At 32.7% G+C, this 17,080-nt stretch carries 10 protein-coding genes; 6 read left to right on the top strand and 4 right to left on the bottom strand.

Annotated elements, in window-relative coordinates; genetic code table 11:
• Nucleotides 1-5: 5 nt before the first annotated feature.
• The 4 genes from Q4Q35_RS17290 to Q4Q35_RS17305 form a co-directional block, all read right to left on the bottom strand.
• Nucleotides 6-2,837 (bottom strand): TonB-dependent receptor, encoded by a 2,832-nt coding sequence (locus Q4Q35_RS17290; protein ID WP_303279273.1) that lies wholly within the window; start codon nt 2,835-2,837, stop codon nt 6-8.
• A gap of 220 nt (nt 2,838-3,057) precedes the next feature.
• Nucleotides 3,058-4,905 carry a glutamine--fructose-6-phosphate transaminase (isomerizing) gene (glmS, locus tag Q4Q35_RS17295; protein ID WP_303279274.1) on the bottom strand — a complete coding sequence of 616 codons (1,848 nt, stop codon included), beginning with the start codon at nt 4,903-4,905 and terminating at the stop codon, nt 3,058-3,060.
• 141 nt (nt 4,906-5,046) lie between these two features.
• Nucleotides 5,047-6,711, bottom strand: coding sequence for a BamH family beta-barrel-assembly machinery protein (gene bamH / locus Q4Q35_RS17300; protein WP_303279275.1), 1,665 nt, complete (start codon nt 6,709-6,711; stop codon nt 5,047-5,049).
• Between the two features lie 25 nt (nt 6,712-6,736).
• Nucleotides 6,737-7,546 carry a glycogen/starch synthase gene (locus Q4Q35_RS17305; RefSeq protein ID WP_303279276.1) on the bottom strand — a complete coding sequence of 270 codons (810 nt, stop codon included), beginning with the start codon at nt 7,544-7,546 and terminating at the stop codon, nt 6,737-6,739.
• A 198-nt stretch (nt 7,547-7,744) separates the two neighbouring features.
• Between Q4Q35_RS17305 and panC the strand changes: the two genes are divergently transcribed.
• The 6 genes from panC (at nt 7,745) to Q4Q35_RS17335 (ending at nt 16,865) form a co-directional block, all read left to right on the top strand.
• Nucleotides 7,745-8,611 carry a pantoate--beta-alanine ligase gene (gene panC, locus Q4Q35_RS17310; protein ID WP_303279277.1) on the top strand — a complete coding sequence of 289 codons (867 nt, stop codon included), beginning with the start codon at nt 7,745-7,747 and terminating at the stop codon, nt 8,609-8,611.
• A gap of 13 nt (nt 8,612-8,624) precedes the next feature.
• Nucleotides 8,625-8,975, top strand: a complete 351-nt coding sequence (gene panD / locus Q4Q35_RS17315) for an aspartate 1-decarboxylase (RefSeq protein WP_300247592.1) — start codon at nt 8,625-8,627, stop codon at nt 8,973-8,975.
• Between the two features lie 5 nt (nt 8,976-8,980).
• Nucleotides 8,981-9,943: a lysylphosphatidylglycerol synthase transmembrane domain-containing protein gene (locus tag Q4Q35_RS17320; protein ID WP_303279278.1), complete on the top strand. Its 963-nt coding sequence runs from the start codon at nt 8,981-8,983 to the stop codon at nt 9,941-9,943.
• A gap of 96 nt (nt 9,944-10,039) precedes the next feature.
• The gene (locus Q4Q35_RS17325) at nt 10,040-11,188 is read left to right on the top strand and encodes an alpha/beta hydrolase (protein ID WP_303279279.1); all 1,149 of its coding nucleotides are present in this window, start codon (nt 10,040-10,042) and stop codon (nt 11,186-11,188) included.
• Between the two features lie 44 nt (nt 11,189-11,232).
• Nucleotides 11,233-12,591 carry a DNA repair protein RadA gene (gene radA, locus Q4Q35_RS17330; protein WP_303279280.1) on the top strand — a complete coding sequence of 453 codons (1,359 nt, stop codon included), beginning with the start codon at nt 11,233-11,235 and terminating at the stop codon, nt 12,589-12,591.
• 359 nt (nt 12,592-12,950) lie between these two features.
• Nucleotides 12,951-16,865 carry a DUF8693 domain-containing protein gene (locus tag Q4Q35_RS17335; RefSeq protein ID WP_303279281.1) on the top strand — a complete coding sequence of 1,305 codons (3,915 nt, stop codon included), beginning with the start codon at nt 12,951-12,953 and terminating at the stop codon, nt 16,863-16,865.
• Nucleotides 16,866-17,080: the final 215 nt, after the last annotated feature.

The raw sequence follows: 17,080 nt of genomic DNA on the forward strand, positions 1-17,080 counted from the left end.
TCTTTTTATAAGTTATTAATTGTCCATGAAAGGTAAAATTGAGAACCTATTAGTCCTGTTCCCACTGCTGTAAAATACTCATCTCCTAAAAGATTAGAAGCACCTGCTTTAAATGTTGATTTTAAAGAAGGGACACGTAAATTTATTTGTGCGTCTAAAACATGGTAAGCAGGAACTTCTGCTGTTGCAAAAGAAGCTTCCCAAACATAATCATCACTCCATCTCCAGGCGACATTAAAACCGAAGTTTTTAAATAAATTAGTATTTCCAAAAGACGCTTTTACTTTGTGCTCTGGTGTGTTAAAGTTTGTTTGAAAATCTGGATTAGCATCACGATCAAAATCTAATTTGGCATAGGTATAATTCATACCTAAATCATAGTTTCCAAATATCTTAGTAGTTACGCCTAATGCAGCACCATAAGAATTAACATCTGCTGTTGTATTTGTATAGGCTCTATAAGCTTGAAAGTCGCTGTTAGCTATTGCAACTATAGCTAAAGGAGTTCCGCCAGGAGCAGTTTGAGATAATTCAACATCTCCATAATATGGGTTAACAACATCTACAGTGGTGATAAAATCTTGATATTGATTTAGGTAAGCACTAAAATCAATAATAACCTTGTCTAGTTTTCCTCGATAACCTACTTCATACGAACTAACCTGTTCTGGTTTTACAATACCAGGATTCGCTATTCTTAGATCTGCAGGATTTTGTGAAGCAGCAAATGCCGCAACCGAAGTTCTTGTAAAGGAGTTATTATAAGCTCCAGTACCATCATAATTAAAGCTATTACCAATAATACTTTGTCCAGTGGTTGAAATTTCGTCGCCACTAACTGTTCTTAAATCTCTTTCGGGGTTATCTGGTGCACTACCTAATAAAATAATGCTTCCTACATTAAAACCAATGTATAAGGCTTGCGTGTCTGGATTTCTAAAACCTGTTTGAAAAGAGGCTCTTAAATTATGGTTATTATCTTCCCCTAAATTATAACCAACAGATAACCTTGGGGAGAAAAAGGCATCGAAAAGTTCTGATTTGTCGTAACGGATAGACGCTGTTAGTTTTAAGCGTTCATCTTCTAAGAATTTCTTTTGAATTTGTGTATACAGACCAACTTCTGAATATGGAATTTCTTCTAATTTATCTGTATAAATGGAACCAAATGAGTTTAATACATATTTTCTATAGGAGCCACCAACTTGAATTTCGGCAAAATCTGTCAAATGGCTGAAGTTATAATTAGCATCGGAATGGTAGATTTTAGACTCATCTCTAAATTTACTCCCAGTTAATACATCTGGATCATTTATTACTGTATTGAAGGCACTTTGAAATTCAGGTGTTCCAGGTTCATATCTTCCTGTATCTGCTACTTGCCTTGCATTAGCATGTGCTTCATTAGCATTTAATCCAGCCAATGTACCTTCTATAAAAGCACCAGTATATTCGCCAAACCAAACATCGTCTGCTTTCCATTGCCTGTTTATATTTACACCTGTAAACACCATATCGTAAGAGTCTCCTGCGTTATCTGCCGTGACATAACCTCTTAAGAAAAAGTTATCGTTTTTTATTTCTAACTTATGTTGTTGTAAAAAGAAATTCTTTATTGAGTATCTATTGGAACCTTGATACACAGTAGATCCGGAACCTATTTTACCTACATATTGAATTTCAAAATCGGTTGCCCATGGTCTATAGTATAACCCCCAATCAGTTTTTATACTTTTAGCATCATAATCTGTTAAATCTGCTTCATGGTATCCTGTTCTACTCACATTTACAGAGGGTACTAGGTTAGCTAAAGCGGGGTTAGGTAACCGTCCTAGTTCTGCTAGCCTATCAGCAACAGTTTTGATATTAATTGTAGCAATATCACCATATACATTAACACCATCATAATCGATGTCATTTTCTCTGGTGCTATTACTTTCTACAAAAGTAGTATTTCGATCTTTCCCTCTTGTATCGTTAGCGACCCAATCGGTTCCTTGTAAATAACTGAAATTAATTTTTGCTGCAAATTTTTCGCTGAATTTGTGGGCAACACGAATACCATAATCTCTATAATCATTATCCCCTGCAGCTTCTTGAGATGTAATACCTTGTTTATAGTAAGCACTAATCCCAGTATGATCAAAGGGACTTTTACTTTGCATAAATAATATACCATTAAATGCATTAGCACCATAAAGAGCAGAGGCTGCTCCTGGTAGAAGCTCTATACTCTGTACATCTGTTTCTATCATCCCTAATAAGTTCCCTAAAGGAAAATTAAGAGCGGGTGCGGCATTGTCCATACCATCTACTAATTGCATAAAACGTGTATTTGCAAATGTTGCAAAACCTCTGGTATTAATAGATTTAAAGGTTAAACTATTCGTGTTAATATCAACACCTTTTAAGTTTTCTAACCCATCGTAGAAATCTGAAGAGGCTGTATTTTTTATTGCTTTTAACCCAAACCGTTCCACAGTTACTGGTGATTCAAAAATTCGTTCCGGGGTTCTTGAAGCAGAAATCACCACTTCATCTAATGAAGTTCCCTCGTTAAGAATAAAATTTAAAGTTTGAATATTTGACGTTACTTCTTCAGTAACACTTTCAAATCCGATACTGCTTGCTTGAACGCTAAACGGCGGATTTTGATTAACAGTAAGAGAGAAATTACCATCAAAGTCAGTTGCGACACCTGTCGAAGTGCCAACAATAATAACATTTGCTCCAGGAATAGGTTGGTTGTTTTCGTCAACAACAGAACCTGAAATAGTCGTTTGTGAATAAGTTAACCCACAAAAGAACAACAGTAAAATTGATAAAATTGGCTTCATTTAGTAAGAATTAGATTATGTTTTTTTTAACAATATAAAAATATTAAACGTTACTTGAGCATAAAAACAGAAAAAAATTATGCGCGCATAATATTTATCAGCAAAAAATCATGCATAAAAATGATTTTTATGTAAAGAAAAAAGGTATTTTTTGAATATAATCATTATACCTATAGAAGGTATAATGATTATATAAACTTATGTTAAGAAGGGCGAGTGATTACTCTACAGTGACAGATTTTGCCAAGTTTCTTGGCTGATCTACATTTTTACCTAACATCACAGCAATGTGATAAGATAATAATTGAAGTGGTATAGTAGTTAATAATGGAGAAAGCGATTCCAAGGTTTCAGGAATTTCAATAACGTGATCTGCTAATTCTTTTACCTGAACATCTCCTTGGGTTACTATACCTATAATTTTTCCTTTACGGGATTTTATTTCCTGAATATTACTAACTACTTTTTCGTAGTGCCCTTTTTTAGTAGCTATGACTATTACAGGCATATTTTCATCAATTAAAGCTATAGGACCGTGTTTCATTTCTGCAGCTGGATAACCTTCTGCATGTATATATGAAATCTCTTTTAGTTTTAAGGCACCCTCTAATGCCACAGGGAAGTTAAAGCCTCTACCTAAATATAAACAATTGTGAGAATCTTTATAAGCATCTGCAATCATTTTAATGTGTGCTTCAGATTTCAAAGATTCTTCAACTTTTTTAGGAATCATTTCTAATTCTAATAGGTGATTTCGGAAATCTGAACTACTAATAGCTCCTTTGGCTCTTGCTAATCGCAATGCCATTAAGGTTAAAACTGTAATTTGAGTTGTAAAAGCTTTTGTTGAAGCAACTCCAATTTCCGGGCCAGCATGCGTATAAGCTCCTGCATCTGTTTCTCTGGCAATAGATGAACCAACAACATTACACACACCAAACACAAAAGCGCCTTTAGATTTTGCCAATTTAATAGCTGCTAATGTATCTGCTGTTTCTCCGGATTGTGAAATGGCTATAAGCACATCTTTTTCCGTAATAATTGGGTTACGATATCTAAACTCAGAAGCATATTCAACTTCTACGGGCACTCTGGCCAAATCTTCAAAAATATATTCTGCTACTAACCCAGCATGCCACGAAGTTCCACATGCTACAATGATAATACGATCTGCATTTAAGAACTTCTTCATGTTGTCTTCAACCCCAGCCATTTTTATAATGGCTTCATGTCTAAGAAGTCTGCCTCTGTAAGTATCTGTAATTGCTTTAGGTTGTTCATGAATCTCTTTTAGCATAAAATGATCGTAACCACTTTTTTCTATTTCCTCTAAGTTTAGTTGAAGCTTTTGAATGTAAGGATCAACTAAAGAGTCATCTTTGATTTTTCTAATTTTTATGCCTTTATGAAACCTGATAATAGCCATCTCTTCATCTTCTAAATAAATGGCATCTTTAGTATATTCTAAAAAAGGAGAGGCATCACTTGCAATAAAAAATTCGTCTTCACCAATACCAATAGCTAATGGACTTCCTAAACGGGCAATAACAATTTCTTCAGGCTTATTTTTATCGAAAACAGCAATGGCATATGCTCCTATTACTTGATTTAGTGCAATTTGTACAGCTTTACCAAGCTTTACCTTTTCCTGTTTTTTTACATCCTCAATTAAGTTTACCAGTACTTCTGTATCTGTGTCTGACTGAAATGTGTAACCTCTCGAAATTAGCTCTTTTTTAAGAGATTCATAATTTTCTATAATTCCATTATGAATGATTACTAATTCTCCAGAGTTTGATATATGCGGATGCGAATTTACATCGTTTGGCACCCCATGTGTTGCCCAACGCGTATGTCCAATACCAACACTTCCATGTTTAGTAATTTCTTTTTCAGAGCGTGCTTCTAAATCTGCTACTTTTCCCTTGGTTTTAGAAACTTTAAGGTCGTTACCATCAAATAATGCTATTCCGGCACTATCGTATCCTCTATATTCTAAGCGTTTAAGACCTTCTATGATAATTGGATAAGCTTCTCTGGGGCCTAAGTATCCTACTATTCCGCACATAAGTAAAAAATTTATTAGTTAATTTTAGTTTGGAGCAAATATGTAAAATAAATTTATAATAATTATTATAAATTACATAAAGGCAGTAATTTATACGATGAAATTCTTGTTTTAGTAAATTCTTCTATGGAAAAGATTTTATTAGTTGTTTTCGGGTTTTGTAAAAAACACTTGTAATTCCATTCTTTTTTTGCTTGGAACAACATTTTCATTGCTTCCATGTAAAATAGTTCCTCTAGGTGTTAATATAGCTGTTTCTGGAATAGCAGTAACATCGTCTTCACTTTCTAATATTTCTGCCTGAGTAGTAATATTAACATTAGTTGATAATGTCAATCCTATTTTAGTATTCATAGAATCTCTTAGCAATATATTATTTAAATGTTCTGTAAGACGTATTTTGTATTTTTTTTGATCGGAATCACGTTGGCCCAAGTGAATAAAAAAAGAATTGTAGGGTTCACTTTCATTTTCGGTAAGGTCAATAAAATAATCAATGATAGGCGTATTATTTTTAATATCATAAGCATAAATTCTATCATATTTATGATAATCTTCATCACCAGAGTATGTTAATGATTCATCTTCATAGATAATCAATTGCGCTTCATTAATGAGCTTTTTAAGCACAAATTCCCCGGTTGTATCATCTGTTATATATTCACCACTTTCATCGGTAGCCCTAAAATCTCTTTTGAAATCCTCCAGAGCGTCGTCATCGTTGCTAAATAAATCAACAACACCCATAGAACCTTCAGTCCCTTTTAAATAAATCGTTTCATCTCCTAAATCAGAATCTCCATTCTCTAATGTAATATAATCATTAATAAAGGTATTAAGTATGTTTCCGCTAAAACTAAAGGAGTAAGTAGATTGTATTCTAGTATCATCTTCTCCACTTGTGTAGTACATAACAATGTTGGCATTAGAAGAAGCAAGATTTAATAAAACCATATTTCCTTTATCATCTACAGTTCCTGCTTTGAAATATAAGCCTCTAAAATAATCATTAAAATTACTAGGATTGCTTAACACAGATGTTCCTTCTTGGTCTATAATTGTAGAGGCCCAAAAATCTTTATAAAGATGTGCTCTAAAAGCAGGTTCAGAGTCTGTGGTCACTGCTTCATCACCTTCTCCAACAGTTGTTTTAACAACATCAGGAATTGGTGTGAATGTAGTATCTTTTAGTATGTCACTTTTATGATTATCAAAATTTATTACATTGTTTTCAATAAGTGCAAAATTATCAGTTGTGTTTATATCTCCATTGGCATACGAAAAATAATTTTGAGCACTGCTAGTTGAATTTGGATTAAGACTTCTTAAGAAATAATTATTGCGATATATAGTTAGCGTAACTTCGTTAGATGGATCTCCATATAAAGAGTCTTCAATAGTGTATGTAACATCGTCACCATCTAAACCAGTAGGCCTACTAAAATAAGGGATTGTTAAAATAACCGAATCTATAACCGGATTAACACCAAAATTAGGATCAAAAGAAGATGGCGTTATTTGAGCTATTATACTGGCAGTGGTTCTTCCAAATTCCGGATCATCAAAAACCCCAAGTAAAGCAGAGTTTAAATCATTAGCGGAGATTAAATTATTGATCTTTAAAGAATTAAGTTTTTTATTATATGCAGTTATAGGGATATTTAAACTGTCTATTGTGAAGTTAGTATTTCCTTTTCCTAAAACTTGACTTTCTATAATACTAAAATCTTTATCGCATGCAATAAAAGATGAAAGGATTAGTAGAAAGGCAGTAGAAAATTTAAGGGCTTTTAATGTATTTTTCATATATATGTTAAATGAATATATTGAGTTAACTTAAAACGCTGGTATTAAAAAATGTTGTATAAGCTTCACCAAATTCATCTTTGTTTTTGTATTCTAAAACAGGCTTGTCAGATGCTTCTAAATAGGATTTTAAATCATCGGGGATACTTTCCGATCCTACAATTAGTGCATCAGAATAATCAATAGCAACTTTCATTAAGTTATTATATGTTGGTTCTTCAAGTACACTAACAGCATCTTCATTTATGTTGTCAAATTTAATTTTATTAAGCATGTCTTTATTTAAAGTATTGTTAAAACTTTGATTATAAACCGAAGTAACAATTTTGCTTTCGTTAAATAAAGGTTCGTCTTTGTAATATTCTTTTAAGTATAAGGGCAATAATGATGCCAACCAACCATGAACATGTATAATGTCTGGAGACCAATTTAATTTCTTAACGGTTTCAATAACGCCTTTTGCAAAGAAAATAGCACGTTCATCATTATCAGAAAATAGCTTACCTCCTTCATCAGTCAATGTAGCCTTTCTTTTAAAGTATTCATCATTATCAATAAAGTAAACCTGTATGCGTTCCTTTGGAATAGATGCTACCTTAATAATAAGAGGCATATCTAAATCGTTTATCACCAGATTTATACCAGACAATCTTATCACTTCGTGTAGTTGATGCCTGCGCTCATTTATATTACCGTATCGAGGCATAAATATCCTTATTTGTCCACCTTGCTGATTCACCAATCTAGGTGCTTCAAAGGACATGGAAGAAATTTCGGTTTCAGGTAAATAAGGCACTACTTCAGATGATACATATAATATCCTCTTATCTTTCATATGTTTGTTTTTGTTGACTTTTTATGGTCGAATATAGCTAGTTAATAACGATTTCTTTTTAAAGAGAAATTTAGTAAAGCTTGTTTTTTAATCATGCTGCTTTTGAAAATTCAAAATAAAAAACACGCAAAAGTACAAAATTTTATGCTAATTGGTTGTAAAATCTTAAGTTTGCACGCGTTAATTTTTTATTAAAAAGTGGAATTTTACTCAGAAAAACAGCAAATTACGTCAATTATTAATGCTTTTAAAGCAAAACAGCTAACATTAGGCTTGGTTCCTACAATGGGAGCTTTGCATGAAGGGCATTTGCAATTGGTTAAAAAAGCTCTGGATAATAATGATAAAGTGGTGGTTAGTATTTTTGTAAACCCTACCCAATTTGATAATAGTGAAGACTTGAAAAAGTACCCTAGGACACTTAAGAAAGATCTGGAATTGTTAAAAACTGTGAGTAAAGACCGGATTATTGTTTATGCACCAACTGTTGATGATATTTATGAAGGTAAAACGGTTTCCCAAAGTTTTGATTTTGATGGATTAGAATTTGAAATGGAGGGTAAATTTCGTGATGGACATTTTGACGGAGTTGGTACTATTGTTAAGCGTTTTTTCGAGATTGTAAAACCACATAATGCATATTTTGGAGAAAAAGATTTTCAACAATTACAGATTATAAAAAAAATGGTTGAAAAAAACCATATTCCAGTTAATGTTGTTGGCTGTAAAATATATCGAGAAGCAAGCGGTTTAGCAATGAGTTCGCGTAATACTCGACTAAAGCCAGCGTATAAAAAAGCGGCTCCTTTTATTTATAAAACTTTAACAGCTGCCAAAAAACATTTTGGCACAAAAAGTGCTAATAAAGTGTTAGAATGGGTTGAAAAACAATTTGCAAAACATGATTTATTAGAATTGGAATATTTTATTATTGCAGATGTTAATACTTTAAAAGCAGTTAAACGTAAATCTCCCGATAGTTATCGGAAAAAAAAATCATATCGAGCTTTTATAGCTGTATATGCAGATGATATTAGACTTATAGATAATATCGCATTAAATTAATTATCTTTGTTGCATGCAAATTCAAGTAGTAAAATCTAAAATTCATAGAGTAAAATGCACAGGTGCAGAACTCAATTATATAGGTAGTATCACTATTGATGAAGACTTAATGGAAGCCGCTAATATTATACAAGGAGAAAAAGTTCAAATTGTTAATAATGATAATGGTGAACGTTTAGAAACATATTGTATTCCCGGTCCACGTAACAGTGGAGAAATTACGCTTAATGGTGCAGCTGCCAGAAAAGTTTCTGTTGGCGATACGTTAATATTAATTACTTATGCTTTTATGGATATAGAAGAAGCTAAAGTCTTTAAGCCTTCGTTAGTCTTTCCAGATGAAGCAACTAACTTGTTAAAATAGAGGTTTTGAATCAAAAGATAACAAGAATACTAAAGATTACACTCCCATTATTATTGGGAGTTTTTTTGGTCTGGTATTCGCTGTCTAAAGTTTCAGTAGATGAGTTATTAGTATATCTAAAAGAATCAGATTATTTATGGATTATTTTAGGAATGTTCTTGGGTTTTTTGAGTCATTTATCCAGAGCATACCGTTGGTTGTTTATGCTAGAACCAATGGGGTACAAAATTAAGTTTGGTAATAGTGTTATGGCCGTATTTGCTACGTATTTAATAAACTATACGATTCCAAGAGCAGGTGAAGTTGCCAGAGCTTCTATACTTACAAATTACGAAGGTGTACCTTTTGAAAAAGGGTTTGGGACTATAGTTGCAGAACGTATTGCGGATTTAATAGTTATGTTTGGAATTATTGCGATAACACTTTTTCTGCAATTCGATTTTATTTATAGCTTTTTAATTGAAAAATTCGACCCTATAAAAATTATTATAGCTCTTATTTTAGTTAGTTTTTTAGTTGTTTTGTTTTCAAGATATATAAAGAAAAGTAACTCTAAAATAGCCTTAAAAATAAGAACCTTTGTTAATGGTTTAATAGAAGGTGCTTTAAGCATTTTTAAAATGAAAAAAAAGTGGGCATTTATTTTTCATACACTTTTTATTTGGGGGATGTACGTACTTATGTTTTATATAACATCATTATCTATAGAAGAATTACACGGGATATCTATAGGTGCTATTTTAATAGGCTTTATTTCAGCAAGTTTTAGTATTGCAGCTACAAATGGTGGTATAGGTTCTTATCCCTTGGCTATATATGCCGCTTTTTCAATTTTTGGAATTGCAGAAGATCCAAGTATCGCTTTTGGCTGGATTATGTGGGCATCTCAAACACTAATGATTATTATTTTTGGAGGCGTATCATTAATTTATTTACCTATTTATAACAGAAAAAGATCAAACCCGTAAGTTTGAAATTTCTGTATAGCTTATAAAAACTTTGCTTTTAATCTCTCTCATTATTTATTACCTTGCCAATATCAAATTTCAAATCATTTATTAAAAATGAAACAAATACCTTATATTTTACTGTTTATCTTATCCGTTCATTTTACCAATGCCCAAGTTAAATACGAAACAATTGAATCTTCAAAACTAGGAGAATCCAGAGAGCTTAAGATACAGTTACCAAGGGGCTATAATAATAATGTAGATAAAAATTATCCGTTATTCGTTGTATTTGATGGCGATTATCTATTCGAAGCAGTAGCTGGAAATGTAGATTATTATTCCTATTGGGAAGACATGCCGGAATCTATTATAGTAGGAGTTAATCAGATTGATAAACGATTTGATGATTGTATGTATTCCGAACAAAACTCTTTACCAATAGAAACGGGCGCTAGCTTCTTTGAATTTATAGGAATGGAACTTATTCCTTATATAGAAAAAACATATAGAACAGCCAATTTTAAAGTAGCTGTAGGTCATGGAGAAACAGCCAATTTTATTAATTATTTTTTATTAAAGCCTAAGCCGGTGTTTCAAGGATATATTGCTGTTAGTCCGGAATTAGCTCCAAATATGATAGATTATCTTCCAGAGCAGTTAAGTAAGTTAGAATCTAAAATATTCTATTATTTAGCAAATACTAAAAATGACCCAAGCTCTATAAAAAAAATGACAGATGCTTTAAACAAAGATATTGCTGCTATAGACAACGAAAACTTATCTTATAATTTCGAAAGCTTTGAAAAACCATCTCATTACTCGGCTCCTTTGCACGGATTGCCAAATGCTATTGAGAATATTTTTAAAGTATTTCAGCCTATTAGTAAAAAAGAATACAAAGAGATAATACTTGAATTAGAGTATTCTCCAGTAACATATTTAGTTGAAAAATACCAAGCGATTAATGATTTATTTGGACTTGAAAAGAAAATTCTGATTAACGATTTTAAAGCTATTTCGGCAGCTATTGAAAAAACCGAACAGTTTGAATATTATGAAGAATTAGGTAAAATTGCTAGAGACGAATATCCGAAAACACTTTTAGGAGGTTATTATTTAGCTCGGTTTTATGAAGAAATGGGTGAACCAAAAAAAGCAATGCGCACCTATCAAACAGCTTATACACTAAAAGAAATAGCTGGTATTACAAAAGACTTACTAATTGAGAAAGTGGATTTAATTAAAGAAGATTTTGGGTATTAATAATGAAATTCCGAATCTCAAATTATAAATTCCAAAAAGATTAAATGGCAAAAGTAAAAACGACTTTTTTTTGTCAAAACTGTGGAACACAATATGCGAAATGGCAGGGACAATGTAATGCTTGTAAAGAGTGGAATACCATTGTTGAAGAAGTTATTCAAAAACCTGAAAAGAATGATTGGAAAACCCCAACATCTACTGCGAAGAAAGCATCTGTTCCATTACGAATAAAAGACATAGATGTTTCTAAAGAACCAAGACTTGATACCTATGATGGGGAGTTTAACCGCGTACTAGGAGGTGGTATCGTGCCAGGATCTTTAACTTTATTGGGAGGAGAGCCAGGCATTGGAAAGAGTACACTCCTACTTCAAATTTCATTAAAATTACCTTATAAAACCTTATATGTTTCTGGTGAAGAGAGTCAGAAACAAATAAAAATGCGAGCGGAACGCGTTAATCCAAATAATAATAACTGTTATATTTTAACAGAAACAAAAACACAAAATATATTCAAGCAAATTGAAGCCTTAGAGCCAGATATTGTTATCATTGATTCCATTCAAACACTACATAGTGATTATATTGAGTCTTCATCGGGAAGTATTTCGCAGATAAAAGAATGTACCACCGAGCTTATAAAATTTGCTAAAGAAACAGCCACTCCAGTTTTGCTAATCGGTCATATTACAAAAGATGGAAATATTGCAGGTCCTAAAATTTTAGAACACATGGTAGATACCGTATTGCAGTTTGAAGGAGACCGCAACCATGTGTTTAGAATCTTAAGGGCGCATAAAAACCGTTTTGGTTCTACCAATGAATTAGGTATTTACGAAATGCAAGGTTCCGGGCTTCGAGAGGTTACTAATCCATCAGAGATTTTAATTTCTAAAAAAGATGAAGAATTATCAGGGAATGCCATAGCTGCTACTTTAGAAGGTATGCGCTCGTTAATGATAGAAGTACAAGCTCTAGTTAGTACGGCAGTTTATGGTACGCCTCAGCGAAGTGCTACTGGTTTTAACGCAAAGCGCCTTAATATGCTATTGGCAGTTTTAGAAAAACGTGCAGGATTCAGGTTAGGAGCAAAAGATGTCTTTTTAAATATTACAGGAGGTATTACAGTCGATGACCCTGCTATTGATTTGGCTGTTGTAGCTGCTATATTATCCTCTAACGAGGATACAGCATTACAAAAAGACTTTTGTTTTGCTGCAGAGGTTGGTTTATCGGGAGAAATCCGTCCAGTACAACGTGTGGAACAACGGATTTTAGAAGCTGAAAAGCTTGGGTTTTCAACCATTTTTGTGTCCAAATACAATAAAATATCATTAAAAAATAACCAAATTAAAATTCAATTAATCTCTAAAATTGAAGATTTGGTTGGTATTCTTATCTAATTTTTTTGCAATTTAAGCAGCTTACAGAGAATAAAACATACGTTTTATCGTAAAAAAACGTATTTAATCTGATTTTTATTAGTTTTTATCGATTTTTTATAATAATATTGTAGCGTATTTAGTACGTATTATAAGATTGTTGATTTTAGATCAATGATTTTGCTAATTAACATATTCTTCCCTCAAGATTAGTCGTATTTTTAATACAAATAACAATACAATATATTAATGAAAGTGAGCAAAATGGCATGCATTTCATCGATTTTATTGTATTTGATAGAAAAATTTGAGTTTTTAACGAAAAAAATATATAACTATCTGAATATAAGATAATTTCGATTACCCCAAATCTATTAATTATGAAAGCAAAACTACTTTTTAGCCTGTTTATGGCTTTGTTTATATTCAACTTTTCTTTTGCACAAGATACAGATGGAGATGGAATACCAGATTCAATAGATATAGACGATGATAACGATGGTATTATGGATACCTACGAGTGTTCTGCAGCTATTCAGTTTAACAATGCATCATTACTAACTGCTACAAATTTGAGTGATGTAAAAGCGGGTGAAAAAGTGGTGTACTCTAATGCTATTCTATTTCAGAACCAATATTACGACATCGTTTTAACCATTATAACTATTAATGGTTCTTATACAGTAGACTGTAATAATGAATTAAGAGTTAGTGGTTTTGATTCAAGTCAAGATGATTATGTCACCTATTCCTTTGATTTAGTAGAAGCAGGAAGTGCAACATCAGGAAACCCTATTGGAATACCTGCGACACTTTATAATATTATTTTAGAATCAAGAGATATTGATACCAGATCATCAAGAGATTTTACAGAAATAGCAGGGTTTAACCCTAGTACAGTAACATCAACAGTGACTGCTTCTTTAAGTGCGACAACAAATTTAGAGCAGGCAGGGTTTGCTAATGGGCCGGATCCTGCGGGTTATACTTTGTATAGATTAGATCCGACGCTTGTTGCTCCGAATACAGATTGGGTAAACGAACCAGACGATGGAGGTACCCATGGAGATGATCCGGATTTCTATTTATATATGGAATTTGATATGTTTTCTCATGTTGATTTATTATATGGAGCTACTGGAACTCATACAAGCACAGGAACCAGATTAACAAACTTTGGAGTAAGCTCTAAATGTGATTCTGATGATGACTTAGTTTTAGACACAGTAGATATTGATAGTGATAATGATGGTATACCAGACAATGTGGAAGCACAACCTACAATTGGTTATATAGCGCCTAGTAATGCAACAGGAGGAAGTATTACGGATGCTAATGCTAATGGTTTAGACGATGTTTATGAATCTGCTATGGGAGGTACAGATCTTACTTCTATAGAAGACACAGATCGAGATGGTCTAAAAGATTATTTAGACGAAGATTCAGATAATGATGGGTATACTGATATCCAAGAAAATGGTATGGCAGATACGTTTACCGCAGCCGATGTAGATGCTGATGGTTTAAATAATGCTTTTGAAACAAATGGTGTTATGGATACGTTTTTTGATGTAAATGAAGATATAGAAGACCCTACAGACTTAACCATTTTACCAGATGCAGATAGTGATTTATTTTCAGGCGGAGATCTAGATTATAGAGATTTATTTGATATAAATCCACCAACAATAGCATCTATAGATTTTGATGGCGTAGATGATTACTTATCCAGAGCTTCGTTTATTGATGGGTTAAACCATGTAACTTTAATGGCATGGGTAAAATCCGATTCTGGAAATACTACAAATATGACTGTAGTAGGAGAAGACACAGGATGTAAAATATGGTTGCAAAACGGCAACACACCTATGTTTACTGTTACAACATCAGGAAACTCTGCAGCTACCACAAGTTGCTCAGCCATTAATTATGACGAATGGCATCATATAACAGGGACTTATTCAAGTGCAACAGGAGTTATGACGTTATATATAGATGGTGAATTGATGAGTTCAACAAATGTTGGAAGTACCGGAGCAGTCATTGAGAATACTGAGGATTCTAACGGGAATTTTGAAGTTGGTAGATTTTCTAATGAAACTACTAGCAAGGAGTATTTTAAAGGAGATATTGATGAAGTAAGAGTTTTTGATATAGCCCTTACAACCGAGCAAATTAAAAAGATGGTGTATCAGGAAATTGAAAATAATTCGGGGAATACCATAGGGGCTATTGTAGGGAAAGATATAGATGATACAGCTACAAGTAATGTAGTGCCTTGGGCTAATTTAATCGCTTATTATCCAATGACTAACATTGTAACAGGAACAACGTCCGATTATTCAAGTTACGATAAAGAATTGTATATAAATTATATTACAACCATACAAGATCAAACAGCGCCAATGCCTTATACATCTTCAAATAATGGAGATTGGACGACACAATCAACATGGCAACACGGTGATGTTTGGGATATTGAAACTATTGCTACCAATAAAGATTGGAGTATAGTTAAAATAGCTAGTGATGTATCTGCTTGTCATACAATTAATACAGCTGGTTTAGTAATTGAGTCAGGAAGTATGCTAACGGTTCACAGCGAAAATGTTGTTGAAAACTCATGGTATTTAGAATTAAACGGGACTTTAGATTTGGAAGACGATTGTCAATTAATTCAGACCGAGAATAGTGATTTAGTTACTTCTGCAACAGGAAAACTTTTAAGGCGTCAAGAAGGTACCTCAAATGTATATAGATATAACTACTGGTCATCACCAGTTGGTGCTACAGGTATTTCCAATTTAACAGATAATAATGCCTCAACAAACAACACCAATAATACGCCCTTTAGCTTAGATATGATAAAAGATGAGTCTGGAATTAATTTATCATTCACTTCTGCTTATGACGAAGTAGGGAAAATTAGTACCTATTGGCTATACACTTTTAAAAATGGTGTAACATATTGGGATTGGGCATCTCTGTCACCAAATACAGGACTGGAAGTAGGTGTAGGCTATACACAGAAAGGAACAGGCAATGCAGGTACAGAGCAACAATATATTTTCGAGGGCAAACCAAATAATGGAACTATATTAGTAAATGTAACAGATACAGGAGGACCGGGATCAGTCGCCTCAGAATCAAAAACAGAGTATTTGTTAGGAAACCCATATCCATCCGCTTTAGATATTCATAAATTTATTGATGATAATGTAGGTGTTATAGATGGTACATTACAATTATGGCAACAATGGGCTGGAGATTCACACTACCTTAATGAATATAAAGGAGGCTATGCACAAGTAAATAAGCTAGGGTCTACAAGAGCCTATCAATTTGTAGGTATTGAAGGAGCTCATAATGGATCTCAAGACGGAACAATAACGCCTTCAAGATATCTTCCAGTAGGGCAAGGGTTTATTACAGAAATTATTGCAGATGGAACGGTTGAGTTTAATAATGGTCAGCGTATATTCATTAAAGAGTCAGACGCAGACGGTACATATAATAATGGAGCTTCATTTCTTAAATCCAGTAATACAAAATCTAAAAACAGTACTAGCGGAAAAGAAAGTGGAGATAACAGTGATAATAATGACATGCAGAAAATTCGTTTGGAATTTAATTCGACATCTGGACCAAAAACAAGAAGAGAGTTACTCTTAGGGTTTAGTGAAACAACTACAGATGGATATGATTATGGGTATGATGCAGAATGTGATGAATCTAATAACAACGATTTTAATTTAAGTTTAGAAGGCAAGAATATGAATATACAGGCTTATGGACCTATTACTATAGATAAAACAATACCTCTAAACTTTAAATCGTCAGGAGATAATTCGTTTGAAATTAAAATTACAGAAATAGAAAACCTAGACGAAGATCAAGAAGTTTATTTAAGAGATAATTTAACAGGAGACTATTTTGAATTAACAAATAAGGAAGTATACAGTTTTAACTCAGAACAAGGCAAGTTTAATAGTAGATTTGAAATTGTTTTTCAAGATGAAGCCAAAACCCTGAGTGCAGAAGAAGCAACTTTTACCGAAAATTATATTTATTATCAAAATAAAACAAACACCTTATTTGCTAAAAAGTTAAATAGCGGAGTTAAGAAGCTGTCTTTAATTAATATGAGAGGACAAACCGTTTTAGAAGTCGAAAATGTACCAACAGAAAGTTTACAGAATGGTTTTAAATTTAATAATATATCAACCGGAGCCTATGTAGTATGTTTAAGAACAGAAATGAATGAGGTGCTTACCAAAAAGATTATTTTTAATTAGTTTAGTTTTTTTATAATAGAGTAAAAGGGCCAAAATATTTATTTTGGCTTTTTTTATTATTGTGTCTCATCCTAAAATAACGTGAATCTCGGATAAGAAAATTTATGTCAGTTTGAGTGATTCTTGCAAAAAATCGTATCGAAAACCAATAAATTTTCGACTAAAAAAGCTTCTCGATACAAAATTCTTCCAGAATTTCACTCGAAGTGACTTCT

The organism is Flavivirga aquimarina, assembly GCF_030540835.1.
Lineage (GTDB): Bacteria > Bacteroidota > Bacteroidia > Flavobacteriales > Flavobacteriaceae > Flavivirga > Flavivirga aquimarina.

Coding starts and splice junctions, on each gene's coding strand:
- Q4Q35_RS17290 (WP_303279273.1), bottom strand. CDS start 2,837: ATGAAGCCAATTTTATCAATTTTACTGTTGTTCTTTTGTGGGTTAACT.
- glmS (WP_303279274.1), bottom strand. CDS start 4,905: ATGTGCGGAATAGTAGGATACTTAGGCCCCAGAGAAGCTTATCCAATT.
- bamH (WP_303279275.1), bottom strand. CDS start 6,711: ATGAAAAATACATTAAAAGCCCTTAAATTTTCTACTGCCTTTCTACTA.
- Q4Q35_RS17305 (WP_303279276.1), bottom strand. CDS start 7,546: ATGAAAGATAAGAGGATATTATATGTATCATCTGAAGTAGTGCCTTAT.
- panD (WP_300247592.1), top strand. CDS start 8,625: ATGCAAATTCAAGTAGTAAAATCTAAAATTCATAGAGTAAAATGCACA.
- Q4Q35_RS17325 (WP_303279279.1), top strand. CDS start 10,040: ATGAAACAAATACCTTATATTTTACTGTTTATCTTATCCGTTCATTTT.
- radA (WP_303279280.1), top strand. CDS start 11,233: ATGGCAAAAGTAAAAACGACTTTTTTTTGTCAAAACTGTGGAACACAA.
- Q4Q35_RS17335 (WP_303279281.1), top strand. CDS start 12,951: ATGAAAGCAAAACTACTTTTTAGCCTGTTTATGGCTTTGTTTATATTC.